Source organism: Streptomyces sp. NPDC005963 (assembly GCF_040638655.1).
Lineage (GTDB): Bacteria > Actinomycetota > Actinomycetes > Streptomycetales > Streptomycetaceae > Streptomyces.
In genome coordinates, this window is record NZ_JBEXVD010000023.1 from 36,767 (window position 1) to 62,252 (window position 25,486).

29 protein-coding genes and 1 pseudogene are annotated in these 25,486 nt (G+C 69.4%); 22 read left to right on the forward strand and 8 right to left on the reverse strand.

The window, feature by feature from the left end:
* Window positions 1-8: 8 nt before the first annotated feature.
* Window positions 9-941 (reverse strand): trypsin-like peptidase domain-containing protein, encoded by a 933-nt coding sequence (locus ABZ348_RS25930; RefSeq protein WP_358936901.1) that lies wholly within the window; start codon window positions 939-941, stop codon window positions 9-11.
* Window positions 942-1,125: 184 nt separating this feature from the next.
* Here ABZ348_RS25930 and ABZ348_RS25935 point away from each other — a divergent pair, with 184 nt between their 5' ends.
* The 5 genes from ABZ348_RS25935 to ABZ348_RS25955 all read left to right on the forward strand — a co-directional run bounded on the left by ABZ348_RS25935 (window position 1,126) and on the right by ABZ348_RS25955 (window position 5,400).
* The gene (locus ABZ348_RS25935; protein WP_358936902.1) at window positions 1,126-2,361 is read left to right on the forward strand and encodes a helix-turn-helix transcriptional regulator; all 1,236 of its coding nucleotides are present in this window, start codon (window positions 1,126-1,128) and stop codon (window positions 2,359-2,361) included.
* Between the two features lie 169 nt (window positions 2,362-2,530).
* Complete coding sequence (locus ABZ348_RS25940; RefSeq protein WP_358936903.1) at window positions 2,531-3,736, forward strand: helix-turn-helix transcriptional regulator; 1,206 nt, start codon at window positions 2,531-2,533, stop codon at window positions 3,734-3,736.
* Between the two features lie 134 nt (window positions 3,737-3,870).
* Window positions 3,871-4,320, forward strand: coding sequence for a hypothetical protein (locus ABZ348_RS25945; protein ID WP_358936905.1), 450 nt, complete (start codon window positions 3,871-3,873; stop codon window positions 4,318-4,320).
* A gap of 79 nt (window positions 4,321-4,399) precedes the next feature.
* The gene (locus tag ABZ348_RS25950) at window positions 4,400-4,711 is read left to right on the forward strand and encodes a hypothetical protein (RefSeq protein ID WP_358936907.1); all 312 of its coding nucleotides are present in this window, start codon (window positions 4,400-4,402) and stop codon (window positions 4,709-4,711) included.
* Window positions 4,712-4,995: 284 nt separating this feature from the next.
* Window positions 4,996-5,400, forward strand: a complete 405-nt coding sequence (locus ABZ348_RS25955) for a hypothetical protein (RefSeq protein ID WP_358936909.1) — start codon at window positions 4,996-4,998, stop codon at window positions 5,398-5,400.
* A 58-nt stretch (window positions 5,401-5,458) separates the two neighbouring features.
* Here the strand turns inward: ABZ348_RS25955 and ABZ348_RS25960 are convergent, their stop codons facing one another.
* Window positions 5,459-6,481: a LacI family DNA-binding transcriptional regulator gene (locus ABZ348_RS25960; RefSeq protein ID WP_329020780.1), complete on the reverse strand. Its 1,023-nt coding sequence runs from the start codon at window positions 6,479-6,481 to the stop codon at window positions 5,459-5,461.
* Between the two features lie 23 nt (window positions 6,482-6,504).
* Window positions 6,505-7,275 (reverse strand): response regulator transcription factor, encoded by a 771-nt coding sequence (locus tag ABZ348_RS25965; protein ID WP_358936911.1) that lies wholly within the window; start codon window positions 7,273-7,275, stop codon window positions 6,505-6,507.
* Window positions 7,276-7,929: 654 nt separating this feature from the next.
* On the opposite strand from ABZ348_RS25965, the gene ABZ348_RS25970 reads away from it, so the two are divergent.
* The 7 genes from ABZ348_RS25970 to ABZ348_RS26000 all read left to right on the forward strand — a co-directional run bounded on the left by ABZ348_RS25970 (window position 7,930) and on the right by ABZ348_RS26000 (window position 12,641).
* Window positions 7,930-8,184, forward strand: a complete 255-nt coding sequence (locus ABZ348_RS25970) for a MoaD/ThiS family protein (RefSeq protein ID WP_358936913.1) — start codon at window positions 7,930-7,932, stop codon at window positions 8,182-8,184.
* Between the two features lie 10 nt (window positions 8,185-8,194).
* Window positions 8,195-9,598, forward strand: coding sequence for a hypothetical protein (locus ABZ348_RS25975; protein WP_358936915.1), 1,404 nt, complete (start codon window positions 8,195-8,197; stop codon window positions 9,596-9,598).
* 133 nt (window positions 9,599-9,731) lie between these two features.
* Entirely contained in the window at window positions 9,732-10,481 is a 750-nt protein-coding gene (locus ABZ348_RS25980) for a DUF2993 domain-containing protein (RefSeq protein ID WP_358936917.1), read from the forward strand.
* 257 nt (window positions 10,482-10,738) lie between these two features.
* Window positions 10,739-10,819, forward strand: coding sequence for a putative leader peptide (locus ABZ348_RS25985; RefSeq protein WP_350962106.1), 81 nt, complete (start codon window positions 10,739-10,741; stop codon window positions 10,817-10,819).
* A gap of 145 nt (window positions 10,820-10,964) precedes the next feature.
* Window positions 10,965-11,810, forward strand: a complete 846-nt coding sequence (locus ABZ348_RS25990) for a sulfurtransferase (protein WP_358936919.1) — start codon at window positions 10,965-10,967, stop codon at window positions 11,808-11,810.
* 45 nt (window positions 11,811-11,855) lie between these two features.
* Window positions 11,856-12,143 (forward strand): DUF1416 domain-containing protein, encoded by a 288-nt coding sequence (locus tag ABZ348_RS25995; protein WP_358936921.1) that lies wholly within the window; start codon window positions 11,856-11,858, stop codon window positions 12,141-12,143.
* 240 nt (window positions 12,144-12,383) lie between these two features.
* The gene (locus tag ABZ348_RS26000) at window positions 12,384-12,641 is read left to right on the forward strand and encodes a DUF3099 domain-containing protein (RefSeq protein ID WP_358936923.1); all 258 of its coding nucleotides are present in this window, start codon (window positions 12,384-12,386) and stop codon (window positions 12,639-12,641) included.
* A gap of 13 nt (window positions 12,642-12,654) precedes the next feature.
* On the opposite strand, the pseudogene ABZ348_RS26005 reads toward ABZ348_RS26000, so the two are convergent.
* Together ABZ348_RS26005 and ABZ348_RS26010 are read right to left on the reverse strand one after the other, a co-directional pair.
* Window positions 12,655-13,842: pseudogene (locus ABZ348_RS26005) on the reverse strand (transposase).
* Window positions 13,843-14,035: 193 nt separating this feature from the next.
* Window positions 14,036-14,593: a DUF3995 domain-containing protein gene (locus ABZ348_RS26010; RefSeq protein ID WP_358936925.1), complete on the reverse strand. Its 558-nt coding sequence runs from the start codon at window positions 14,591-14,593 to the stop codon at window positions 14,036-14,038.
* A gap of 93 nt (window positions 14,594-14,686) precedes the next feature.
* Between ABZ348_RS26010 and ABZ348_RS26015 the strand changes: the two genes are divergently transcribed.
* Window positions 14,687-15,274 (forward strand): TetR/AcrR family transcriptional regulator, encoded by a 588-nt coding sequence (locus ABZ348_RS26015; RefSeq protein ID WP_358936927.1) that lies wholly within the window; start codon window positions 14,687-14,689, stop codon window positions 15,272-15,274.
* A gap of 117 nt (window positions 15,275-15,391) precedes the next feature.
* Here the strand turns inward: ABZ348_RS26015 and ABZ348_RS26020 are convergent, their stop codons facing one another.
* The gene (locus tag ABZ348_RS26020; RefSeq protein ID WP_358936929.1) at window positions 15,392-15,754 is read right to left on the reverse strand and encodes a DsrE family protein; all 363 of its coding nucleotides are present in this window, start codon (window positions 15,752-15,754) and stop codon (window positions 15,392-15,394) included.
* A 222-nt stretch (window positions 15,755-15,976) separates the two neighbouring features.
* Here ABZ348_RS26020 and ABZ348_RS26025 point away from each other — a divergent pair, with 222 nt between their 5' ends.
* From ABZ348_RS26025 to ABZ348_RS26050, 6 genes are all read left to right on the forward strand, one after another.
* The gene (locus ABZ348_RS26025; RefSeq protein WP_358936931.1) at window positions 15,977-16,720 is read left to right on the forward strand and encodes a hypothetical protein; all 744 of its coding nucleotides are present in this window, start codon (window positions 15,977-15,979) and stop codon (window positions 16,718-16,720) included.
* A complete protein-coding gene (locus ABZ348_RS26030) occupies window positions 16,717-17,541 on the forward strand; it encodes a hypothetical protein (protein WP_358936933.1) in 825 nt (274 codons plus the stop codon). The genes ABZ348_RS26025 and ABZ348_RS26030 overlap by 4 nt, the downstream gene beginning before the upstream one ends.
* Window positions 17,538-18,452: a hypothetical protein gene (locus tag ABZ348_RS26035; protein WP_358936935.1), complete on the forward strand. Its 915-nt coding sequence runs from the start codon at window positions 17,538-17,540 to the stop codon at window positions 18,450-18,452. The genes ABZ348_RS26030 and ABZ348_RS26035 overlap by 4 nt, the downstream gene beginning before the upstream one ends.
* A gap of 540 nt (window positions 18,453-18,992) precedes the next feature.
* Entirely contained in the window at window positions 18,993-19,565 is a 573-nt protein-coding gene (locus ABZ348_RS26040) for an FABP family protein (RefSeq protein ID WP_358936937.1), read from the forward strand.
* 81 nt (window positions 19,566-19,646) lie between these two features.
* Entirely contained in the window at window positions 19,647-20,096 is a 450-nt protein-coding gene (locus tag ABZ348_RS26045; RefSeq protein WP_358936939.1) for a transcriptional repressor, read from the forward strand.
* Between the two features lie 9 nt (window positions 20,097-20,105).
* Window positions 20,106-21,074, forward strand: coding sequence for a folate-binding protein (locus tag ABZ348_RS26050; RefSeq protein WP_358936941.1), 969 nt, complete (start codon window positions 20,106-20,108; stop codon window positions 21,072-21,074).
* A gap of 88 nt (window positions 21,075-21,162) precedes the next feature.
* Here the strand turns inward: ABZ348_RS26050 and dtd are convergent, their stop codons facing one another.
* On the reverse strand, window positions 21,163-21,600 hold the full coding sequence (gene dtd, locus ABZ348_RS26055) for a D-aminoacyl-tRNA deacylase (RefSeq protein ID WP_358936943.1): 438 nt from the start codon (window positions 21,598-21,600) through the stop codon (window positions 21,163-21,165).
* A 549-nt stretch (window positions 21,601-22,149) separates the two neighbouring features.
* On the opposite strand from dtd, the gene ABZ348_RS26060 reads away from it, so the two are divergent.
* Genes ABZ348_RS26060 through ABZ348_RS26070 form a run of 3 tightly spaced genes read left to right on the forward strand, consistent with a single transcriptional unit; the run spans window position 22,150 to window position 25,093 of the window.
* On the forward strand, window positions 22,150-22,824 hold the full coding sequence (locus ABZ348_RS26060) for a hypothetical protein (protein WP_358936945.1): 675 nt from the start codon (window positions 22,150-22,152) through the stop codon (window positions 22,822-22,824).
* Between the two features lie 42 nt (window positions 22,825-22,866).
* On the forward strand, window positions 22,867-23,823 hold the full coding sequence (locus ABZ348_RS26065) for an asparaginase (RefSeq protein WP_358936947.1): 957 nt from the start codon (window positions 22,867-22,869) through the stop codon (window positions 23,821-23,823).
* A 25-nt stretch (window positions 23,824-23,848) separates the two neighbouring features.
* Entirely contained in the window at window positions 23,849-25,093 is a 1,245-nt protein-coding gene (locus tag ABZ348_RS26070; RefSeq protein ID WP_358936949.1) for a GNAT family N-acetyltransferase, read from the forward strand.
* A 54-nt stretch (window positions 25,094-25,147) separates the two neighbouring features.
* Here ABZ348_RS26070 and ABZ348_RS26075 read toward each other — a convergent pair whose 3' ends face one another.
* On the reverse strand, window positions 25,148-25,315 hold the full coding sequence (locus tag ABZ348_RS26075) for a hypothetical protein (protein ID WP_329020740.1): 168 nt from the start codon (window positions 25,313-25,315) through the stop codon (window positions 25,148-25,150).
* Between the last annotated feature and the right edge of the window lie 171 nt (window positions 25,316-25,486).

A 25,486-nucleotide genomic window follows, 5' to 3' on the forward strand; every position in this document is an offset into this window, starting at 1 on the left:
GCACGCACTCAGATGGTCGCGCCGGACCGCAGGTCGTCCAGTACGCCCTTCATGGTGTTCACGGGAATCGCGAAGCCGAGCCCGACACTGCCGGCCGCGGAACCGTTCGCCGCGCTCGGCGCGTACATGGCCGAGTTGATGCCGATGATCTCGCCGCGCATGTTGATCAGCGCCCCGCCCGAGTTGCCGGGGTTGAGCGAGGCGTCCGTCTGGATGGCCTTGTACGTGGTCCTGGAATCACCGGTGTCGCCGTTGAACTCCCGGCCGCCGAACTCGAACGGCCACTCCTGCTGCTGGCTCTCGCGCTCCTTCGCGACGGTGACATCCCGGTCGAGCGCGGAGACGATACCGCTGGTCACGGTCCCGGTCAGACCCTCGGGGGAGCCGATCGCCACCACCTCCTCGCCGACCTTGAGCTTGCTGGAGTCACCGAGGGCCGCGGGCTTGAGGCCGCTCGCCCCCTGGATCTTGATCAGCGCGAGGTCCTTGCTGGCGTCGGTGCCGTTCACCTGGGCGGTGTAGGTCTTGCCGTCGCTGAGCCGCACCTTGACCGCATCGGCACCGGCGACCACGTGGTTGTTCGTGACGACCTCACCGCTCTCGGAGATGATCACGCCCGAACCGGTGGACGCGCCGGCCCCCGTGTTCGCGGAGATCTCGACGATGCTCGGGGACACGGCCTGTGCGACACCGGCCACGGTGCCCGCACTGCTGGTGGACACGGTGGTGCCGCGCACCCCCTGGCTCTCTGGGGTGCTCTGCTGGCCGGTGACTCCCTCCAACAGGGTGGCCGCCCCGCCGCCGATGGCCGCCGCCGCGATCGCGACGGCCACGATCAGAGCGACGGGTCGCCGCGCACGACGGTGCTGGGGCTCGGGGGGCTGGGTCGGGAACGGGGGCCAAGGGGAGGACTGGGGCGGAGTCTGAGGGAAGTCCGTCATGTCATTGACTGTCCCCGCGGTAGATGAGAGGAGTCTGAGTCCACCCTGAGAAGGGGCGAAGAACCCCGTATGCCCGAGATAAAGCCCCGGACGGGCCCACGCCGGTGCGCTGGCCGGTCCTCGTTCCCCGGGAGCACCCCGCGGGTACGGTCTCGGTGTCGACTCACCGAACGGAGACGCCAGGATGTCCGGTGGCACTGACGAACACATCGGCGCGCGCATCGCGTCCTATCGCAAGCTCAGCGGGTACACCCAGCGCGGCTTCGCCGAAGCGGCCCATCTCTCGCTCGGAGCCGTCCGCAAGATTGAGCGGGGGGAGCGGCTGCCGACCCAGGGCTTTCTGATCGCTGCCTCCCGGGCACTGCATGTGGCCGTGGAGGAACTGACCGGCCAGCCCTACCGGGGGGAAAGCCGATCTGACGAGCGCGTCCACGCACCGATCCAAGGAATCCGCGCCGCCGTCCGGCGTTATGACCTCCCTGCGGACTGGTACACCCACCCCAGGCCGATGCGCGAGCTGACGGCGGACGTCCGCACGGCCTCGGCCCATCGTGCCACTGCTCGCTACGGCCGTCTCGGCGCGATGCTCCCAGGACTCCTCGAAGAGCTGACGGCTGCCGTCCAGCTCAGCTCCGGCGAACCGCGCCGGGCCTCCGCCCGGCTCCTAGCGTCCTCCTACTACATGGCACATGGTCTGGCCTACCGGCTCGGGTACTCCGATCTCATCGGCCAGTTGGAGGACCGGATGCGCTGGGCGGCGGCTCTCTCCGACGATCCTCTGATGCGGGCCCTGGCCGAGTGGACGCACTCGTACTCCTTTGACGCCCACGGCGACTACGCCGGTGGCCTACGCGTTCTCGATGCCGCCCGCCAGGAGCTGGAGGAGGGCGGCCCGAGCCGGACACCCGAGCGGATCACGATGCTGGGCAGTCTGCATCTGCGGGAATCCACCATCGCGTCCCTGGCACGTGACGGCGATGCCGCAACACACCACATCGACGCGGCGACCCGGCTGGCCACCGAACTCCCCGGAGACAGTGACCACCTGCACAACCACATGACGTTCGGACCGGCGAACGTCGCCGTTCACGATGTGGCGGCTGCGGTCGAGTTGAAGAACCCGACGGAAGCAGTCGACAAGGCGGCGGGAATCCGCTTCCCAGCGGACATGGCTCGTACGCGGCAGGGCCACCACTTCGTCGCCGTGGCGCGTGCTCACTTCGACCTGGACCGTAGGGATGACGCACTCCGATATCTCCAGAGGGCACGGAAGGTCGCTCCCGAACAGACGAAGTTCCACCCGACAGCCCGAGAAACGGCCCGCCTGCTCACCACGAAGTACCGTCGCTCCACCGAGGAACTGCGAACGCTGACCAGCTGGCTTGGTGTCAAGGCGCAGAGCAGGCAGCAACTGCCGTAAGTGCTCCAGCCGGACGGGCCTCTGGGAGTGCGCAGAGATGAAGACTGTCCCGTGATTGTTTCGTAGTCCTCGGTCGTCGACACGCGCCGGTGCGCTGGCCGGTCCTCGTTCCCCGGGAGCACCCCGCGGGTACGGTCTCGGTGTCGACTCACCGAACGGAGACGCCAGGATGTCCGGTGGCACTGACGAACACATCGGCGCGCGCATCGCGGACTACCGGAAGCTGCGCCAGCTCACCCAGAGCGGACTGGCCCAGCGCGCCTTTGTCTCCCGGGGCACAATCGCCAAGGTCGAAGCCGGGCTCAGCCCGGCGACGCCTGCCATGGTCGCGGCGGTTGCCCGGGTCCTCGAAGTTGATGTCGCCGTGCTCAACGGGCAGCCGTATCTGTCCGAGATGCAGCAGGACAAACTCGACCGCATGATTGCGCCGCTCTCGGACGCACTCGACCTGTACGACCTCGGACCCGATGTGGATGTCGTGCCCCGGCCCGTGAACGAGATCGCCGCAGATGTCGAGAAGCTCTGCGCCGGTGCGTGTGCCACCGAGTACAACGGGGTCGGCTCCCGACTTCCGGGTCTGCTGGGCGAACTCACCACGGCCGTGAGCTTGCTGCCTGAGGGTGCCGAGAGACGACAGGTCGCAGCGTCCACGAGCTGGGCCTACTGGGTGGCGTATGAATTCGCCTCCCGTCTGGGCTATGAGCAGTTGGCCATGATCGCCCTGGAGCGGATGGGCTGGATGGCAGAGCAGGCACAAGACCCGCTGCTGCTAGCAATCCGTCATCGATATCGCAGCGCCATGCTTCTGCGGCGGGGTGACAACCGCATGGCTTTGAAGGTGCTGGAACGAGCCCATGTTCTCGTGGCCCAGCATGGCGATACGGGGTCGGTGCCTGCGTTGGCCGTATCTGGGACGCTGCACTTGGCCGCGGCCATTGCCGCAGCCCAAGCCCGGAATCAGGACGATGTGGCCAACCATCTGGAACTGGCCCGTACATCGGCGAACGAGATCGGACGGGATGTTCCCCGGGTGTACTGGGCCGCATTCGGTGCCACGAACGTGACTCACTTCGACGTTGCCGCCTCGGTCGAACTGGGGAATCTCGGCGAGGCGGTCAAGTCGTCCAAGAGCCTGGTCTTCCCGGCCGACCACCCCAAGATGCGCGTGGGCAGGTACTACATAGAAATGGCCCGGGCCTATGCACAGATGGGCAGAGCCGAGGCAGCCGAGAGATCCCTCCAACGCGCCCGCGAAGCTGCCCCCCAACAGGCCAGATATCACCCGCTGATGCGCGAGACCATCGCCGTTCTCGTCCGCCGCCAGCGGTGTGCTCCGCAGGGGCTGGCCTCCCTTGCGGGATGGGTGGGCATGTAGGGCCGTTCAGGGTGACGCAGTGTTCCTTTTTCGGGAACACTGCGGCTCTTTACTGTCGGCATCCTGACAGTCAGTAGGTCGTTGGTGACCCTCTGATCGCCCCGGGGGTGGTCCGTCTGACCAAGGAGCCGTGTATGAACCCGGATGTCTCGGTGCAGCGGGAAAGGCCGCTCATCTGCGGGGTGCAGGCCGTGGTGCCCATGCCGTTGGTTGCGCTCATGTTGCACACCGCGCCGGGCGCCGGTGATCCGATGTACATCGAGACGACGCTGAGGTGCAAGCTGGAGGCGCACTCCGGCGGCCTGCACTACGACCTGGTCTGGCAGTTGGACCGTCCTGCACACGGGGAGATGTGGGCGACTTGGGTGACGGAACAGCCGCCCCGGACCGTGTTGTTGCTCCCGGACTGCCCCACGGACAACGGTGAACCCGCTGGCCTCGACGAAGCTTGCACCCTCTTCGCCCGCCACCCGGGCGGGCACAGCTTCACCTACCGCGACCCCGACGCGGAGGCGATCGTCGGCAGCCCCGAGCACGATCAACTCCTGGCCGAGATCAACGCCCTGTTTCCGCGGCGCCCCTGAGACGCAAAGCGCCCTGGTGGACCGTTGCGACCGGTCCACCAAGGCTGCGCCGCACAGCCTTCGAGGAGCTGAACCACGTATGCGCGATGCTATCCGCCATGCCCTGCCCTGGCTGCTGGACTGCTTGCTTCCGGCATGGGGACGGCACGGTTGCCGTTCAATCCGGCTCTCAACCGGTTCTCCCGTCGAGCCCGTCAGTCCCTGGGCGAGGCCCTGGCCCACTGCCGTCCCCGCCCATGTCATCGAACGGCACACCCCGTTGCGGGGCGAGGACCTTCCGGCCGCCCGCCCGTATGCCCCTCGGCACCGTCCTTCGCGGACACTGCACTACGCCACCCACGGGTTGGGCCTCACCGACCTGCGGACCACGCGTGCCGGAGCCGCCCGATGAACCTCGGCGGCATCACCGTTCCCGTACCACTTCCGCGCTCTGCTCACTGCTGTCGATGCGGACGCCACACCACGGCGCCCATCACCGTCCGCTGGAGCCCTGAGGTGGAGCAGGCATGTCCCACCTGCGCACCTCATCTACCGCCGGCACCCAGCCCCGATGAGCTCATCGCCCATGCCGTCGCTCCTTCGGGTGGTTCGTCGTCGGAACGGGCCGCGGCCCCCGTCAAGCCCCCTACGGTGATCCGTTCGGCCCCGAAGGAAAGAGAAGGAAAGAGATCGAGGATGCGCCCCGCCAGGTTCCAGGAATTCGTGATCGCTCTGGCCAGGGATGACCCCACCGCCATCTCGGCGGCGAGCCTCGCCGAGATGGACGATTCGGTTCCGTGTGGGTTCGCGATCACCGTGGCCGACGTCACGCGCTGGGGCGTCGTCGGTCAGCTCCCCGACGGTGCCAAGCACGCGGACTTCGAAGACGCCCCGGTCCACGGTGACCCTGTCAAGCCCCAGGCCCCACCGCGGGCGACCGATCCTCCCGAGCAGTGGTTGGCCGCGCTCCTCGCCCGGTCCGGGTCGATGGAGATCGCGGAGGTGGAACGCTGGTCGACCAGGGAGGAAGCCCGCCCCGGCTACTTCGGTTTGACCGTGCGCTTCCACAACACAGCGCGCGTGTTCGTGCGCCTTCTCTGACCCCGGACGATACGTACCGGGGCCAGAGCAGCGTGCTGCTGAGCGCCGGGCCGCGTGACTACTCGCAGCCGCACGATCTGCGGATCACCAGTCCCGACGGGAACTGCTTCACCCGCTCCCGGCGCGATCCCGTCAGGCGCAGACTCTCGTCCAGGACGAGGTCCACCGCCGCGCGGGCCATCGCCGGGCGGTCCGAGGAGACCGTGGTCAGGGGCGGGTCCGTGAGATGGGCTTCCTTCACGTCGTCGAAGCCGGCGACGGCGAGTTCCTGCGGCACGTCGATCCGCAGTTCGCGGGCGGCCCTGAGCACGCCGAACGCCTGGTCGTCGGTGGAGCAGAAGATCGCGGGCGGGCGGTCGGGCCCCGCGAGCAGCTTGAGCGCGACCCGGTAGGCGTCGTACCGGTTGAACGGTGCCTCGAACAGCCGGCCCTCCACCGAGCGCCCGGACTCCAGCATCGCCCGGCGCCAACCCTCGACGTGGTCGGTGACAGGGTCGCCCACCGAGGGGAGCGGCTCCGGTCCGCCGAGGCAGGCCACGTACTCGTAGCCGTGCTCCAGCAGATGGCGCGTGGCCATCTGGGCGCCGCCGATGTCATCCGTGACGACGGCGACGTCGTCGATGGCCTCGGGCCGCTCGTGCAGCAGCACCACCCGCGCGTCCCAGGCTTCGATCTCGGCCGCGGCCTTCTCGTCGAGTCCCTGGCTGACCAGGATCAGTCCCGAAACCCGCATCCCGAGGAAGGCCCGCAGATAGTGGACCTCGCGCTCACGGCGGTAGTCGGAGTTCCCGACGAGCACCATCTTTCCGCGCTCGGCCGCCGCTTGCTCCACCGCGTGTGCCATCTCCGCGAAGAAGGGCTGCCGGGCATCGGGAACGATCATGCCTATGAGATCCGTGCGTCGCGAGGCCATGGCCTGCGCCACCCGGTCGGGTCGGTACCCCAACTCCTTGATCGCTGCGAGCACACGCTCTCGGGTGGCCGGTGCGACCGGCCGGGGTCCGTTGTTGATGACATAGCTCACGACGGCGGTCGAAGTCCCCGCCAGTCGCGCAACGTCGTCCCGCGTCACCTTGGCCACGAGCGGAGTCTACGCGCGGTGTCCTACCTCCGGGCAGGCCGTCCGGCTGCTTCTTCGACTCCGGAGGCTTCCTCCGTTCGAGTGACCGCAGAAGCAGCGGCTTCCTCGGCCGCCCGCTCAACTTTTTCCGGTACAACGAAGCGATAACCGACATTCCGCACGGTACCGATGAGGGACTCGTGTTCCGGTCCCAGTTTTGCGCGCAGTCGTCGTACATGGACGTCGACCGTGCGCGTACCACCGAAGTAGTCGTAGCCCCAGACCTCCTGGAGCAACTGGGCGCGGGTGAAGACCCGGCCGGGGTGCTGCGCCAGATACTTCAGGAGCTCGAACTCCTTGAAGGTCAGATCCAGCACCCGGCCCTTGAGCTTGGCGCTGTAGGTGGCCTCGTCGACCGAGAGGTCACCGTTGCGGATCTCCATCGGGGAGTCGTCGGTGGAGATCTGCTGGCGGCCCGTGGCCAGCCGCAGCCGGGCCTCCACCTCGGCCGGGCCCGCGGTGTCGAGGAGCACGTCGTCGATGCCCCACTCCGCGGTGACGGCTGCGAGCCCACCCTCGGTGACCACGAGGACCAGGGGACAGCCGGGGCCGGTGGACCGCAGCAGCTGACACAGGGATCGCACCTGCGGCAGATCGCGGCGGCCGTCGACGAGGATCACATCGGCGCCGGGGGTGTTCACGAGGGCCGAGCCCTCCGCCGGAGCCACGCGCACGTTGTGCAGCAGCAGTCCGAGCGCGGGAAGCACCTCCGCCGATGGTTGGAGTGCATTGGTCAGCAGCAGCAGTGAACTCATCGCGCCTCACCTGCCGGCTTCGTCGTTGTCTGGTGGTGCACGGTTCGCTCGCCCATAACGTCGGTTCCTCCTCGGTCCCTGCGAGGACGTATCGCGGCCCTGCTGCTTCCATACTGCGCGTGGTGCTGGTCGTGCTCCTGGCGGTGTCAGCCGTGATCCGACCTGCGGACCACTGTTGACTCCTCGCGTTCACCTACCTGTAACAACGGTGAGAAAACGCAAAAGGACCCGGGGGCTACGTCGCCCGGGTCTCTTCCCAGCAGAATAACCCACATGACTTCTGAGCCAGAGGGCCGATTTCACACTGTGGATGTTCCTCAGATCACTCACGGCTCCCGGCGTCATGTCCTTCGTACCTCGGACGCGGTACGGATCGAGGCGTTTTACCAGCCCTGTACGCGGGGTGTGAGCCATATAGCCGTCGCCGGTGCCCGTGGATCCCGCCGTGTGGTCGAGTGGCGGGCGCTGCGACGTGCGATGGAGGTCTTCGCCCGCGGTCGTGGCCGTGCTCACGTTCGTCCTGCTCGGACACGGCCGTTCGGGTGGCTCCCTGCACTCTCTGTCGACGAGGGGCACTCGGCCGGATCGCACACCTGCTGACCCCGGGCCGTCGGGCCGATGGACGATGATGGACGGCGACGAGAGGAGTGGCACATGGCGGCGGGCACGATCCGCTACTGGGCCGCGGCCAAGGCGGCGGCCGGCACCGCGGAGGAGCCCTATGCGGCGGGCACGCTCGCCGAGGCCCTGGCCGTGGTGCGGCAGCGGCACCCGGGGGAGTTGAGCCGTGTGCTCCAACGCTGCTCGTTCCTCGTGGACGGTGCGCCCGTGGGCACCCGTGGTCATGAGACGGTACGGCTTGCCGAGGGCGGCACGGTCGAGGTGCTCCCGCCGTTCGCAGGAGGGTGAACCCCACAGCATGAGCAGTGACCAGCAGTACCCTGCCGTACAACCGTCCCCGCAGCCCGGGCAGCCGTACGACGCCTACGACCCGTACGCACCCCAGCCGCCGCACGGCCAACAAGGCCAGGCGCAGCAGCAGGGGCAGGCACAGGGACAGCAGGGGCAGTACGGCGACGGCTCTCCCCAGCAGCCCTACCCGTCCGCCCACCCCGCCCATCCGCAGCCGGGGAACGCTCAGTACCACCAGGGCCAGGCCGCCCAGCCGTACGCGCAGGGGCAGCCCTATCCGCAAGGTGGCCAGGGGAGCCCGGCCGCCTCCGCGCAGACCTGGCAGGGCGAGACGTGGGACACGACGTACCAGCCCGCGGTCCCGCCCGCTGGCCAGAGCGGGGCGATGCCCCCCGAGGCTGCCGAGACCGCCTATCTCCCACCCGTACGGGATGGAGACCCGGCACCGGCAGCCGCCGAGACCGCCTACCTTCCGCCCGTGCGCGACGACCGTTCCCCCGGACGCCATGCGTCGCAGGCGACGGGGGCGCCACTGCCCCCCGAGGCCGTGCAGCGGCCTGCCGGCCCCGGACGCCGTGCTGCGCAGGCCCGACCCGCCGCTGCTGCACCGGCACCGGACAGCTACAGCACCCCCACCACGGCAGGGAACACCCGGATCACCGATGCCCAGCGCGCTCGGGCCGAGGGCCGTTCGCCGATCATCGCTCCCGGTATCCAGCCCGCGGCCCTGACCGCCGTACTCGGACTGCTCCTCGCGGGTGGCGCCGCCATCGGCTCCTACGGTCTGCTGCTGCCGCTCGTCGCGCTCCAGGCCGTGACCGCAGCCGGTTGGTTCCGGCTGAACGGCATGTGGCCCGCACGCCAGGGCATCGCGCTCGCCTTCGCGGGCGGGCTCGCCGCCGATGCCGCTCTGCTGGGGGCGGGCCGGGAGAACGCGCTCACCGCGATCCTCGGCACGCTCGGCGTCTGGGTGCTGCTCACCCTCGTGCTCCAACTCCGTAGCCACGCCGGTGCCGACGAGCGGATGTACGGCCTGATGGCGACCGTGGCATCGGCCGCCCTCGCGATCCTGGCCGCCGGGTACTTCGCGGCGTCGGACGACGCCGTGGTGGTCGGCGGGATCAGCGTTGCGGTCGCCGTGCTGGTTCGGGCGCTGCCACTGCCGGGTGCGGCGTCCGTCGTAGTGTCCCTGCTGGCCGCTGCGGGTGCCGGCGCGGTCGCAGGGGCGATGACCGACCTCGGTACGGGCGCCGCACTGCTCGGTGTGGCCGCGGGCGGGTTGGCGCTGGTCGGCCTGCGGGTCGCGAGCTACGACTACCCCTCGCGCTTCGTCCACTTCACCGCGGGCGTGGCACTGCCGCTGACCGCTGCGGCGCCGGCGGTCTATCTGATCGGGCGGGTCTTGGCCTAGACCTCTGGGATCGAACAACGGAACCAAAGCCAGCGCCCATACGTCGTTCGCTCATGACAGGGCGTCGTCCGGAACCAGCCAGTCCCTCGGGCGTCACGCGGAGGGGACGAACCAAGGTGGGGGACACCGGGCCATGCGCGCAGTGCGAATACTTCTGATCATCGGCGTCATCCTCGGCGGGCTGTTCGTCGCCGCCGACCGTCTCGCGGTCTCCATGGCGGAGTCCGAGGCGGCCGACAAGATCAGAACCTCACAGGGGCTGCGCTCGACACCGGAGATATCCATCAAGGGCTTTCCCTTCCTGACGCAGGTCATGGCCAAGGAACTCGACGAGGTCGGCATCAACCTCGGGGACATCACCGCGACCGCGGGTGGTCGGACGGTCAACGTCACGGAAGTCCGGGCCGAGCTGACCGATGTGAAGATCACGAACAACTACTCGTCCGCGGTCGCCGCCCGCGCCGACGGATCCGCTCGGATCTCCTACGCGGATCTCAGCCAGGCGGCCCCCAGCGGCGCGAAGGTCGGTTACGCGGGCGCAGAGCGGGCCGCGAAGGGGCAGGTCAAGGTCGTCGGCCCCGTCCTCGAAGTGCTGGAGAGCGCGGGCATCAACGTGCCGGGTACGTTCGAGGGGCTGCTCAAGGGGCGGGTGGCCACCGTCTACAGCACGGTCCAGTTGGACGGCGGCAGCACGGTCAAACTCAAGGCCGACTCCCTGCCGAAGCTGCCCGTGCCGGGCTTCGACGACGAGATCAGGCGCGCCCTGGACTACGACCTGAAGATCGACGGGATGCCCGCGGGCATCAAGCTCGACCGGGCCGAGGTCACGGAGAGCGGGCTGAAGTTCACGGGGACGGGCACGAACGTCTCGCTGGTGGGCTGAGCGGTGCCCCCTCGCCCGTGATGGTTCAGGGGAATTCGAGTAGGGGAGCCACGGTCGCCCGTGGTCGATCGTGGTCGTCCCTTTTTCCGCATGGTGAGACAGGTGTGTCCGCTGTGTAGAAGGTGGGCAGGCACACCCCGTCGCGGGGTGTCCGAAGGTGGATTCGACCCGATAAGCGTCTCGAATGATGGATGATCGTGTCTCATTATTCGACACACCGGTGACATCCCGCCCGGATCGTCCCTACGATCGGACCCATGAAGCGACAGGCGGATCTCACGAAGCGGCGGGCAGTAGACCTGTGCCGCGTCGCCGCCATGCTCTGTCGCGCCGTCTGAGCTGGAGCTCCGCTCCCGCATCCCTGGCCCTTCGACCTCTGTTCAGGGCCCGCCCGTGCGGTACGCCCGCCTCCCCGCGTTTGTGCGTACCCACACCGCCCTTCATCGCAAAGCCCGCCGCACACTGCCCCGGAGGAGAAAAAGCATGAGCCGCAGCGACGTCCTGGTAGATGCCGACTGGGTCGAGGCCCACATCGACGACCCGCAGGTCGCCATCGTCGAGGTCGACGAGGACACCTCGGCCTACGAGAAGAACCACATCAAGAACGCGATCCGGATCGACTGGACCCAGGACCTCCAGGACCCGGTCCGCCGTGACTTCATCGACCAGGAGGGCTTCGAGAAGCTCCTCTCGGCCAAGGGCATCGCGAACGACACCACCGTCATCCTCTACGGCGGCAACAACAACTGGTTCGCGTCCTACGCCTACTGGTACTTCAAGCTCTACGGCCACGACAGCGTCAAGCTCCTCGACGGTGGCCGCAAGAAGTGGGAGCTCGACTCCCGTGACCTCGTCGACGGCGCCCAGGTGCCGTCCCGCCCGGCCACCGAGTACAAGGCCAAGCCGCAGAACGGTGCGATCCGCGCCTTCCGCGACGACGTCGTCTCCGCGATCGGCGTGCAGAACCTGGTCGACGTGCGGTCGCCCGACGAGTTCAGCGGAAAGCTGCTCGCCCCGGCGCACCTGCCGCAGGAGCAGTCGCAGCGTCCCGGCCACGTCCCCTCGGCCCGCAACATCCCGTGGTCCAAGAACGCCAACGACGACGGCACCTTCAAGTCCGACGATGAGCTGAAGGCCCTGTACGAGGCCGAGCAGGTCGACCTGGCCAAGGACACCATCGCGTACTGCCGCATCGGTGAGCGTTCCGCGCTGACCTGGTTCGTGCTGCACGAGCTGCTCGGTGTCGAGAACGTCAAGAACTACGACGGCTCGTGGACCGAGTACGGCTCCCTGGTCGGCGTGCCGATCGAGCTCGGCGCGGCCAAGTAACCCCCGACCTTTCGACTTCTCGAATTCCGGATTTTGGAGAGCTGTATGTGTGGAGCGAAGGCCGGCGGCCCCGACGCCTCGACGATCAAGCCTGGTGAGACCACGATCCAGGGCCAGGTGACCCGCGACGGCGAGCCCGTCACCGGTTACGTCCGACTGCTGGACTCGACGGGCGAGTTCACCGCGGAGGTCCCGACCTCCGCCACCGGACAGTTCCGTTTCTACGCGGCCGAGGGCACCTGGACCCTGCGCGCGCTGGTGCCCGGCGCCACCGCGGACCGTACGGTCGTCGCCCAGACGGGCGGCCTCGCCGAGGTTGCGATCGCCGTCTGACGGATCGCATCCGAAGTGACCGCGGTCGTCGACCGTGGTGCAAGACCGGCCGAAGGGCCGCACCCCCGGGGGTTGGACGCCACTGGGAAACGGGGTGCGGCCCTTCGGTCGTTCGACGGCGAAGGCCCGACCGGCGCTCTGCCGGGCGCCCCTGCCGCCCCCGGCCCACAGCGGCTGGAAACGGCTGCCGCGGCCGACGCCGGCTGCCCGGTCGGCACCCTGCCGCCGTACCCTGGACTCATGTACGCACGGCGTCGGCGTGCCTATTTCCTGCTGATGGGCGGATGCCTCGTTCTCTTCGTGTCCGCCTGGGCCTTCGTGCGGCTGTGGTCGGTTCCCGCCGCGGTCGCCATGTGTGTGGTCGCCATGGTCATTCCGCCGGTCGCGGCGATGGTCGCCAACCGGCGGGGTCCCGATGACCGCTGGTGGGACGACCCGAGCGGAGACCCCAAATCCGATGAGTGGTGGGACGAGCTCGACGGCAAGCACCGCCCCTGAACTTGTTCCTTATCTACCAAGATCGGCCTGGTCTGCCGATGGCTTTGAGTGTCTCCGGGCGTTTGACGGTTTTGCCCACGTCGTAGCGGGGTGCGGGATGGCGGTTCTTGGTCCCGGGCGGTCGTCCGGGACCAGCGCCGCGAGGTTGGGGAACACGGGCCGGACAGAGCAAGTGGGCTCGGATGTTCCTGAACCCCCGGCGGACCCGGGCCGGGGTGAGGCGTTCGGGCTTGGTCGGCTTCTCCCAGGGCCGACGGAGGTCGGCGGCCAGCGGTCGGACGAGGTGGAGCTGGGTATGGGCGACGACCACAAGCCATGTCCACCGGTCCGCGGCCTCGGGAGTACGGACCTTCGGGGTGGTCCAGCCGAGAGTCTGCTTTCCGAACCTGAAGGTGTGCTCAAGATCGAATCTCCTGAGGAACACCTGCCACCACAGATCCACGTCCGCCGGGGCGGCGCCGGTCCTGGAGGACCACAGCCAGACCGGTGGTGCTTCCCGTTCCCTGGAGAGGTGCCCGACCTTCAGCCGGACCAAGGTGCCCTCGACAACGGGGAGTTCACCGTCGTGCTCCAACCAGGCCGAGCGGTGGGTCAGCCTCGGGTGGACCCGGTCCCACGCCTGGGCTTCGGCCTTGCCGTAGTTGGCGGTGTCGGTGACTGTGGTGATCGCCGCCTCGGGCCAGGTCTCGGGCTTGGCGAAGCGGAACTCCTTGCCGTGCTTCGGCGGCCGCCCTGGGGTAGGCCAGGGCGTACTCCTTGAGCGAGGGCTTCGGCAGCCGCATCACCCGGTCACTGCGGATCCGCCCGACCAGCCCGACCAGCTCGACAGGAAGATCCCGCAGGACCCAGGCCAGGCGGGTGACGGTGCGTCCGAGCGCAGCCACGGCGACACGTCGACCGCCAGCACCAGGCGCCCGCCCTCGAACCGGGGCAACGGCAGCCCGGCGAGCAGGGTCCTCAGCCTCTCGACATCGATCCGCCCCCGGTTGAGAGCTCCGTACAACGCGCCGTGCCCACGCCGGTGCTCGGGCACCATCGTCAAGTCCACCAGCGAGGTGACCGGCCCGTCGACGCACAACAGCGCGTCGGCCAGCTCGAACATTTCGTCACGCCGGGCGGCCAGACACTCGTAGAACTCTGCTCGGAAGCGTGATGCTTCCGCGAACGCTTCCCGCCGAACATCCGGGCGCACCACACTCATGACAACGGCCTGCGACTGGTTCTGTCCCGTCTCACGAGACCTTGCCTCCGTCTCACCGAACGTTCTCTGAATTTACAGACGAGGGCGAGATCGGATGAGGCAGCGCAGGCCACTGTACTGCCGCCCTGCGGCTGTCAGCCCCGGAAACGTGTCCGGCGGACAGCCTCAACTGGGCCGAGGGCGCCTCGGCGTCTCACCCGGCTTTTCCGCTCCGCAGGTCAGGACGTTGCCCGGGGCGGGTTCGGACCGCCAGGTAGCCGGTCAGGCCGCCCAGGGCGAGGCACAGCGGCGAGTACAGCGCGAGGTCCCAGTGCCGGAACTCGGCGGGAACTTCCCGCAGGTCGAGGCCGGACACCAGCAGGCCGCCCAGTCCACGGACGGCCAGCACGCCGGAGAGCGTCCACAGGCCCGTCCGCACCAGCCGCGAGGAGGCGAGCCGGTGCGCTGGCCGGGCGGCCGTGACCGTGAGCCACGCGCCCGCGCCGAGCAGTCCGGCAACCGCCGACGTGACGGGGACCGGGGGCAGCCGGCTCTCCTCGACGCCGACCACGACGGCCGCGAACTCGGCACGGGTGGCCAGCGGCCAAGGTGAGACCGTCCACACCGCGTGCAGGGCGCCCGCCGCCGCCAGGCCGACGGATGCGACACCGGCTGCGGCGCGGGCGCCACCGCCCGTACCGCTTTCCGTACCGCTTCCCGAGTGGTTTCCCGTACCGCCCGCCGAACCGAGCAGCCATTCCATGGCCTTCATGCTGCCGCCCTTCCCACTCCACAGGTCTGCCGCCGGCACCGGGGCAGATCCATGCATCACTGTATGGATGTTCCGTACAGTACTGTACGGAACATGGCGAAGGGCAAGGTCAGCAAGAGCGACTGGACGATGGCGGCACTGCGGGCGCTGGCCCGCGGCGGGGTCGCTGCAGTGGCGGTGGACGTACTCGCCAGGGAACTCGGCGTCACCCGCGGCAGCTTCTACTGGCACTTCGAGAACCGGGAGGCCCTCCTCGTGGCCGCCCTCGAAACCTGGGAGCGGCACGGTACGACAGAGATCATCGCGGCCGTCCGCGAGGAGGCCGACCCCCTGGCGCGGGCACGGACTCTGTTCGCCGAGGCGCTGGGGGACGAGAAGATCGCCGGGCTGGAGCCGGCCCTCGCCGCGCATACCGGCCATCCCGCCGTCGCCGAGGTCGTCGCGCGCGTCACTCGGGCCCGTCTCGCCTTCCTCGAAGAGGTGTACGCCGGCGTCGGCTTCGGGCCTCGGGACGCCCGCCATCGGGCCCTCGCCGCGTACGCCGCCTACCTGGGTTGGCTCGAACTGCGCAGAACGGCACCCGACTCAGCCCCCGAAGCGCAGCTCCAGGACCCCGGCTCGGCCGCGGCCCTCGACCACCTGGTCGACATGACCCTCGCACCGGGTGGTACAGACACCTGAACCACGGTCCCTGAACCACTGCCCCCTGAATCATGGACTGAGGACCGGCCGTCCCGAGGTCGCAGGCCCGAAACGACCGCCCGGGCCGGGTGAAGCCGTCGGTGCGCCCTCGGTACGTCAGTAGACGAGGGCCTGAACGCCCTCCGGCATGATCTCGCTGACGAAGACCTGGGCCCCGGCGATCCGTACGCCGTCGAGCACGTCCTTCTCCGTGATGTCCCGACGGGCCGCGCACTGGGTGCACAGGGTGATCGTCCCGGACGTCTGGATGGACGCGATCAGCTCGGGCAGCGGCGCCGCATGGGGCAGCTCGAACTCCGCGGCCCGTCCCGGCAGTGCGAACCACGCTGACTCCCCGGTCAGCCAGAGCGACACCTCCACGCCGCTGGCCACGGCGACTGCCGCCACGGTGAACGCCTGCGAGCAGCGTTCGGGCGCGTCCGCGCCGGAGGTCACCTTGATCACGAGCTTCTTCGCCATGTCCGAACTGTAATGCGCGGCGCCACAACCTCGTTCCGCGCCCGAAGGTCACTTGTGTGTATACGGAACGGAAACGCGCACGTCAGGTCTCGTGGAGGGACCCCTTTGGGCACGCAGGATTCGCAGGAACCACCGGACGGATTGTCGAGACAGCCGGCCGCAGCACAGCAGGAACGCTTCCCCACGCGGCGGGGGGAGGAGCTCACGGAGACGAGTACGGGCATGGGCACGACGAAGCCGGGCGGGCGGCGTGGCGGTCTCGTCAGACTGCTCGCCGTCGCCGCCGTGATCGGCGTCGCCGTGGGAACCGCCGTTGGCTACGGCGTCCAGGCCGAGCGGGAGCCCTCGCCGCTGCCCGCCCTCAACCAACCGGGCCTGGCCCATCCCGCCAAGCCGCTGCCCGCGGGCCGGCAGTCGGTCGCGCTGTCCGCCGCCGAGGACAGCAAGGTGAAGGCGGACGGCGATCTGCGCCGACTGCTGATCCCCAAGCCCGCCGGCGCCCGGGTCAACGACGAAGCCTGGTGGATCCAGGACGGCTGGACGAACCTGGAGAACTTCGCCCTCGACTTCGACCAGCCGGACTACATCTACGAGAGCGTCGTGGAGTCCGGCTTCCGCCGGGCCGCGGCGGCGTCCTGGTACCGGGGCGACAAGGACATCGACGTCCGGCTCATCCAGTTCGGCCAGACCCGCCAGGCCCAGGACTTCGCCGACGAACAGCACGCCTATATGCCGTACGACGACGAGTTCGGCGCCGGCAACGAGGGTGATGTGATCCAGGGCAGCGGCAACGGACGCTACTACGTCTACAAGCCCTTCAAAGAGACCGGATACGAGCCGCTCTACCAGGCCAGGGCCCTTGTGCAGCGCGGTTCGACCGTGGCCGACATCAGCGTGTACGACAGCAAGCCCATCGGCAAGAACGAGATTCGCACGCTGGCCGAGCAACAGCTGGAGCGTCTGTGAGCACCCCGAACTCCCCCGTGCCGCCCACGCCTTCGCCGGGTGCCGGGCCCGCTGAGTCCACCGGATCGCTGCGTTCGGTGCTGGTGCGCACGGTGCTGCCGGTGGTGCTCGTCCTCGCGGTCGTCGGCAGCGGCGCCGCCTACGCCACCGTCGCCGTGCGCGACGCCGATCGCACGGTGTCCACGGTGACCTGGGGCACGTTGGCACCCGCGGGCGAGGACCCCGCCGCCGACGCCCACCGCGGCCGAAGCTCCACCCCGCTCAGCAAGTTGCTGCTCCCGGTTCCCGAGGGCTTTCGACTCGGCCCGGACGTCGAGGAGTACGGCAACGACCACGAACTCAGCGGTGCGCGCGCCGCCACCGTGATGAAGGAGGCCGCCCGTCGCGAACTGACCGGCAAGGAACGCCGGGTGTTCGACCGGTTGGTGGATTCGCTGGGTCTGGAGGGGGTCGCCGCGCGCTCCTATGCCTCCGACGACAACGATCTCGTGGTCGGGATCGAGGTCGCCCGGGCGACGAACAAGCGGCAACTGCGGGCCATGTACCAGCAGCGGACGCAGTACGGCGTGCTGTCGAAGGCCCGCAAGGGCCCCGAGATCGCAGGACATCCGCAGTCCTTCTGCTACCTGGCCCCCAAGGACAGCGTCCTGGACGAGGACGGCAAGGCGACCGGGCTCGACGGGATGCTCTGCGCGGCGTACACGGGTGAGGTCCTGGTGACCTTCCGGATCAGCGGCACCGCGCCCTTCAAGAAGTCTGCGGCGACCGCGCTGGTCAAGCAGCAGCTGGATCACATCGCGTCCCCGGGGGAGTACGTATGACCGAGTCGACCACCCACCCCGCGCCCCCGGCCGCGGAGCCCCTCGCTGATTCCGCCGCTGAGCGCGCCGAGCCTGGGGCGTCAGGGACGTCAGGGGCGGCGGTCGTGCCGACCGGTCCCGAGGAGCCCACGGCCCGTACCGCCCCGCCCGGGGGCCGTCGGGTCCTGCGCACCGTCGGTCGGTGGAGCGCAGCCCTGCTGCTGTGTGCCGGGCTCGCGACGGGAACGGCGTACGGCCTCACTGCCCTGGAACGCACCGACGTGCCCGGTCTCGCCACCGAGAGCGACGGCCGATGGGAGTACCCGAAACTCACCCTCCCCGCACTCCCCCAAGGCAGCCCGCGCCCCTTCACCCAGTCCAACACGGGCGAGATCCACCATGCCGACCTGCGCAAACTCCTCCTCCCCGCGCCCAAGGGCGCCCGGCAGGACCCGAAGCTGACCGGCGGCTGGGTCACCCCCGACCGGTTCGCGGCCGAGTTGGAACCGGTCCACCGGGCCGAACTGAAGACCGCCCTCGACGACTACGGGCTGCGGCACATCGCGGGCCGCGGCTGGACCGTGCCGGACGGCACCTCGTCGCGGATCTATCTGCTCCGGTTCGACTCGGGCGACACGGCGGCGGCGTTCAAGGTGGACCACTTCGGCGGCACCGACTACCCGTCGGTGCGGCTCACCGAGGAGACGCTGTCCGAACCGGACCGCGGTTGGAAGGACCCGGGGCGCAACAGCCCGCTGTCCGAGCTGGTGGACGTCTTCGAGGAGATGGAGCCGGCCGGAGGCGTCCACGTCCGCCAGGCGTACATCCTGGCGGGGGACACCATCGCACTCGTCGTCCACGCCAAGGAGGGCAGCGCCGCTGCCGTTCCGTTCCACCAGACGGTGGCGCTCCAGATGCAGCTGCTCAGCTGATCCAGGGCCGCGGCCCACCGTGTCCCGGTGCCGGGACACGGTAGGGCGCCCGTCACGTCGGGCCACCTCACACATCTGACCGGGCCCCCACCCATTAGGCTGGGGCCCGGTCCGATTCCCGTCGGTCCACCACTCACCACAGCTCATGTCGAGTCACCGCGAGGAGCACACTGTGCTTGAGGCATTCTTCGAAGCCCTGCTGGTCCTGGTCTGCGTCGGCGTCGGCGCCTTCGCGTGGCTGACCGTGAAGAAGCTCTACCAGGGCCAGCGCTAGGGCCCTTCTTTCGGATCTTGCTGGGCTCGCGTGCCCTGGCACCGCGCCTCGCCGCGTTGTCGTCAATCACCAATGCTCCGCAGTGATTCATTCCTCCGCCTTGCGATCCACGGCACCAGACCCCGCTCCCTGATCCAGCCTGATCCAAAAGAAAGACCCTAGCTCCGACCTGCGGATCCCGGCCCTGTGGCTCGATCCAGCAGGTAGAACCCCGAACGCTTCGTGCTCCCGTACCGCACCTCCCCCTACAGATCGCCAGAGCCCTCATGATCGAGATTCCGTCCGACCTGAACCCGGACCTCGTCCCCCTCGCCTTCCTCCTCGGGACCTGGGAGGGCGCTGGCGTGTCCGACTTCCCCGGTGCTGAGAAGTGCAACTTCGGCCAGTCCGTCACCTTCAGCCATGACGGTCGGGACTTCGTCGAGTACGCCTCGCACTCCTGGGTTCTCGACGCCGAGGGCAACAAGGTCAAGCCGCTGGAGAGCGAGCACGGCTACTGGCGCATCGACAAGGACCGCAAGATCGAGGTGGTCATGGTCCGCGACCAGGGCATCGTCGAGGTCTGGTACGGCGAGCTCGCCGACCAGAAGCCGCAGATCGACCTGGTCACCGACGCGGTCGCCAGGACCGCCGCATCCGGCCCCTACAGCGGCGGCAAGCGGCTCTACGGGTACGTCAAGGGCGATCTGATGTGGGTGGGCGAGAAGACCACCCCGGACGTGCCGCTGCGCCCGTACATGTCCGCGCACCTGAAGAAGGTCGTCACCCCGGACCAGGTCGAGAACTGGGCCAAGGACCTCGGCGACCTCCCGGACGACGGCATCGCCTTCTTCCGCTAGGCGCCGCCCCGGCCGGCGGAGTGGACCGGGGCCCGATCCGTCAGGCCCGGGCCACCGCCCGCTCCTGCCTACACTGGGGGCGTGGTGAGCACCGATTGGAAGAGCGATCTACGGCGGCGTGGCTATCGGCTGACCCCGCAGCGACAGCTTGTCCTCGAAGCCGTCGACACGCTGGAGCACGCGACGCCCGACGACATCCTCTGCGAGGTGCGCAAGACGGCGTCGGGCGTGAACATCTCCACCGTCTACCGGACGCTGGAGCTGCTGGAAGAGCTGGGGCTGGTCTCCCATGCCCACCTCGGGCACGGCGCCCCCACCTACCACCTCGCCGATCGCCATCACCACATGCACCTGGTCTGCCGGGACTGCACCGGGGTGATCGAGGCGGACATCGAGGTCGCGGCGGAGTTCACCGCCAAGCTCCGCGAGACCTTCGGATTCGATACGGACATGAAGCACTTCGCGATCTTCGGACGCTGTCAGGAGTGCACGGCACAGGCGTCCACCCGGTCTTCAACTACCGAGTCGTAGGCTTGCTCCATGAAGAGCCCACTGCTGTCCCTTCCCGGTGCCGTCCCCGCAGAAGGAGTCGACGAAGGCGTCGCCGCGCACTACGGCGACCTCTTCCGTGAACAGCGTGCCCTCGCGGACGGCAGGGGACTGGTCGACCTGTCCCACCGCGGAGTCCTCACCGTCACCGGTGAGGACCGGCTGAGCTGGCTGCATCTCCTGGTGACCCAGCACCTGACCGAGCTGCGCCCAGGTCAGGCCACCGAGGCGCTGATCCTCTCCTCCAACGGCCACATCGAGCACGGGATGTCCCTGGTCGACACCGGTGACACCCTGTGGGCCCATGTGGAGCCGGGCAGCCAGGAGGCGCTGATCACCTATCTGGACTCGATGAAGTTCTTCTACCGGGTCGAGGTCACCGACCGCACCGAGGACACCGCCGTGGTCCATCTGCCCGCGGGCTCCATCGCGGAGGTCCCCGAGGGCGCGGCCGTGCGGGAGACCCCGTACGGACGGGACGTCTTCCTGCCCAGGGCCGAGCTGGAGTCCTTCGCGGCGGCACACGGTCCGCTGGCGGGGGTGTTGGCCCACGAGGCGCTGCGCGTGGAGGCCCACCGCCCGCGGGTCGGCTTCGAGACGGACCACCGCACGATCCCCCACGAGCTCGGCCTGATCGGTACCGCTGTCCATCTCCAGAAGGGCTGCTACCGGGGGCAGGAGACCGTGGCGCGCGTCCAGAACCTGGGGAAGCCACCGCGGCGGCTGGTCTTCCTACACCTCGACGGCAGCGAGGTCCATCTGCCGGTGCCGGGCACCGCGGTCCGACTGGCATCGGACGGTGGCGAGGACGGTCGCAAGCTCGGCTTCATCACCACGTCCGTGCGCCACCACGAACTCGGTCCGATCGCTCTTGCGCTGGTCAAGCGGAACGTACCCGTGGACGCCGAACTGCTGGCCGGCGACACCGCGGCGGCCCAAGAGACCGTGGTGGAGCCCTAACAAGACCTTGCGCTACGGGCCCGGCACTCCCGGGCCCGTGGTTCGCCGGGCCGGCACTCCCCAGACCATGGTGCCTTCGCCGGAGCGGTCACATCTCGATCAGTACGGTGAACGGACCCTGGTTGGTGAGCGAGACCCGCATGTCCGCACCGAAGCTGCCCGTCTCTACCTGTGCGCCCAGACTTCTGAGCTGCGCCACCACCTCGTCCACCAGCGGTTCCGCGACCGGCCCCGGCGCGGCGGCGTTCCAGGTGGGGCGGCGGCCCTTGCGGGCGTCCCCGTAGAGGGTGAACTGAGAAATCACCAGCAAGGGCGCATTTACGTCCGAGCAGGACTTCTCGTCCGTCAGAATCCGCAGCGACCAGAGCTTGCGGGCCAGTTGAGCCGCTTTCTGGGGGGTGTCGTCATGAGTGACCCCGACCAGCACACACAGTCCCTCCCCGATGATCTCGCCGACCGTCTCGGTCCCTGACCCGTCCGTCACGACGACGCTCGCGCCGTCCACCCTCTGCACCACCGCACGCATACAGACCAACCTATCTGGGGCTGAACGGGTGCAGAGCACCTGCGTCGGACGGTAGCGGAATGGCACGATGCACTCAGAGGCGGTGCTTCCCCTCGATCCCGTCCCGGGGAGAGCCGTCCCGGACCGTCGGTCGTGGGAGGCCCCGCCCCCGGCCGCAGCGCCGGGGGCGGCCTCACCTTCGGCCCTCGGGGCCCGGGGAGGCCCCAAGCACCGGTCGAGGTCGAGGAGACGGAATGCGTGACCGACGCACTCCTCCCTAAGAGGAGGGACCACACGGCTCGTGCCGTGCCGTTTCTGCACCGTTGCCGGCCGCCCGCCCGGAGTGCTCGTTGAGGTCTCACACCAGCCCCACCGCCCGTCACCACCCCTTCTGCGGACAGAAGTCGCCCCGCCGCGTCCGCGCACCTGCCGACCGTCCCGGCGCGGACCCGGGCCGGCTCCCTCCGGGCGGCTGCTCCTGCCCCGCTCCGCCCGCGTCACTCCTGCCCCGCTCAGTAGGAGTCCGTTCCTCCTCCGCCCCGACGGGCGGAGCACCCATGGAGGCATCCGATGAATACGTCTGGCACGGGACAGCCCGCCGGTCCTGTATCGATTCCCACCTCTCACCTGGCGATGGCGACGACCCGGCCGGCCCTCCCGCCCCAGCAGCGCGCGGTGCGCGCCGACCCCTCCCACCTCTCGCCCGGCGACGATCCTGACGCCGGTCCGGACGTCCTGCCCGACCCCGTGCCACACGACCTCCCCGCGCTGCGACTGCCCGAACTGCGCACCCTGCGCCGCGACTCCCAGCGCGACGAGGCCGATCTGAGCTACGTACGCCGACTGCTCCAGGGGCGGATCGACATCCTCCGGGCCGAACTGAACCGTCGTAGCGCCCCCGACACGCCCATCGACCCCGAAGCTCCGGTCGTCGACCGGCTCTCCGAGATCCTCACCGACGCCCCCTCCCGGCACCGCACGTCGGCCCGTCATGTGACGCTGTCCACGCCCCACGCCGAGGAGTACCGACGTCTCGCCGCCGACATGCTCGCCGATGTGGAACTGTCCGACCTCGATGCCCGTACCGGCGATGAGCTCACGGCGGGACTCGGTCGGCTCAGCCGCTACGAGCAGCAGGTTTCCCATCGGCGCCAGGTGTTGCAACGCACGGCGGACGAATGCAGCGCGGAGATCGCCCGCAGGTACCGTGAAGGCGAAGCGCAAGTAGACGACCTGCTGACCTGAGGCGATCCTTCGGGGGCGGGTCACCGTTGTGGAGGAACGACGATGAGCACCACTCCTGCCGTACCCCCCGTGCTGGCCGAGGTCGTACGCTCCGGATTCATCGAGGGGCACCACCGCGGCTCGCTGGTGGCCCTCACGTCCGACGGTGAGGTCGAGTTCGCGCTCGGCGACCCCTTCGAGCCGGTCTTCCCCCGTTCCAGCAGCAAGCCGTTCCAGGCGGCGGCCGTGCTGCGGGCCGGGCTCGATCTGGCGGGGGAGCGGCTGGCGTTGGCCGCTGCGAGCCACTCCGGTGAGGGCTTCCACCTCGATCTGGTCCGGACGATGTTGGCCGAACACGGCATCGCCGAAGACGAACTCCGTACGCCTCCCGATCTGCCGCTCGACCCGGTCGAAGCCGAGGAGTACCTGGCCGCCGGCCGGGTGCGGGAGCGCATCACCATGAACTGCTCCGGGAAGCACGCGGCGATGTTGGCGGCCTGCGCGCACAACGGCTGGGACCGCACCGGCTACCTCGATCCCGCGCACCCCCTTCAACTCCTGGTGCGCGACGTGGTGGAGGAGGCCGCGGGGGAGCCGGTTGCGGCCGTCGGCACGGATGGTTGCGGTGCGCCGCTGATGGCGATCAGCCTGATGGGGCTGGCCCGGGCCTTCGGTTCGCTCGTGCGGGCTGCTCCCGGGACGGCGGAGCGGCGGGTGGCGGACGCGATGCGGGCGCACCCCGAGTACGTGGCCGGCACGCGACGAGCCGACACCTGGCTGATGCGGGACGTTCCCGGGACGCTCGCCAAGATGGGGGCCGAGGCGGTGCAGGCGGTCGCGCTGGCCGACGGCCGCACCCTCGCCTTCAAGATCGACGACGGTGGGGGCAGGGCGCTGGGGCCGGTGCTGGCACGGGCCGTGGAACTGATGGGCGTACGGGCTCCGGTGCTGGCCAGAATCGGACGTGCACCGCTGCTCGGCGGTGGTCGCGAGGTCGGGGAAATCCGCGCGACTTTCTGAGGTTGCGCTGCTTAGCGTGGACGGCATGACCCTAGAGACCCGAACCGTCACGGAATCCGAGTACCCAGACTGGCTCCGGGCCGTGTCCACGGGGTTCCTCCAGCCGCCGACGCCGTCCGACGAGGAGATCGCGGCTCGTCGCCCCGGCGCGGACCTCTCACGGACGCTCGGTGCCTTCGACGGCGGGCGCTGCGTGGCGACGTACCGGACGTTCGAACAGCAGCTCACCGTGGTCGGCGGCGCCACCGTGCCGTCGAACGCGGTCACCAATGTCGCGGTCACCCCGACCCATCGCCGTCGCGGGTTGCTCGGCAGGCTGATGACCGCGGACCTGGCGGTGGCGAAGGAACGCGGCGATGTGGTGGCCTCGCTGATCTCGGCCGAGTACCCGATCTACGGTCGCTACGGGTTCGGCCCGGCGACCTGGACGACCGAATGGGAGGTCGACCTGCCGCGCACGGGCCTCGACCGTCGACGCGCGTACGCCCCGGAGGGTGGTCGCATCGATCTGGTGGACCCGGCGGACGTCCGGGTGCTCGGCCCGCAGCTGCACGCGCGCCGGACGGCCGGCCGACCGGGGAAGGTGAGCCGCAACGAGCGCTGGTGGCAGCTCGGCACCGGTGCGGTGACGGTGCCGAGCCAGCCGTGGAAGGAGCCGTTCTACGCGGTGTACCGCACGGCCGATGGTCGGGTCGAAGGGCTGCTCACGTACGACTGCGAGGACCACTGGGGCCGGGCCAAACAACCCCAGCACCTGGCGCAGGTACGCGATCTGATCACTGTGACCCCCGCCGCCGAGCGTGCGCTGTGGCACCACGTCTGCTCGATCGACTGGGTCTCCGCGCTGCGCACCGGCCACCGTGCCCCCGATGACCTGCTGCCCAGGCTGCTCCCCGACCCGCGGGCGGCCACGGTGCGCACCCAGGCGGACTTCCTGTGGGTGCGGGTCCTCGATGTCGTACGGGCGCTTGAGGCACGCACCTACGACGTCTCGGCGACCCTGGTGCTGGAGGTCCACGACGGGCTCGGCCTGTCGTCGGGGCGGTACCGGCTGGAGGCGTCCGAGCAGGGCGCGCACTGTACGAGGACGACGGAAGCGGCTGATCTGACGCTCGACGTGAGGGAGTTGGGGGCGCTGTACCTCGGTGACGAGTCGGCGTTGCGGCTCGTGGAGTTGGGGACGTTGGAGGAGCACCGGGAGGGCGCAGCGCGCACGGCCGAGCGGGTGTTCCGCACGCCGCGGCGGCCCTGGTGCCCGGACGTGTTCTAAAGGGTGTTGTGTTCGGGGCGGGCGGCGGTCGATCCGCCGCCCGCTCGGGGCGGATCAGCCGCCGGAGGAGATCAGCGGGGCCATCAACAGCAGCCCGCCGATGCCTGCGCAGGTGGCGTTCTCGGACTTCACGCCGACCGTGAGCAGGGCGAGCCCCAGGGCGGCCATGAAGCCGAACCGCACTTGTACGTACTGCTCGATCAGCAGGGTGATCACGGGCATGGCGTCCCTCCTCATGGTCGACCGGTCGTGTGTGCCCGGCCGGCGCGGGCGCGCCGGGTGGGCGGTGCCGTGGGGGGTCTGGTGGTTCCTGCGGTACGAGCCGCACAGCACCCCGTACGCCATCGGACGGGAAGCCGGGATGCGCCGAAGGGCGCAACAACTTGGCTGCCA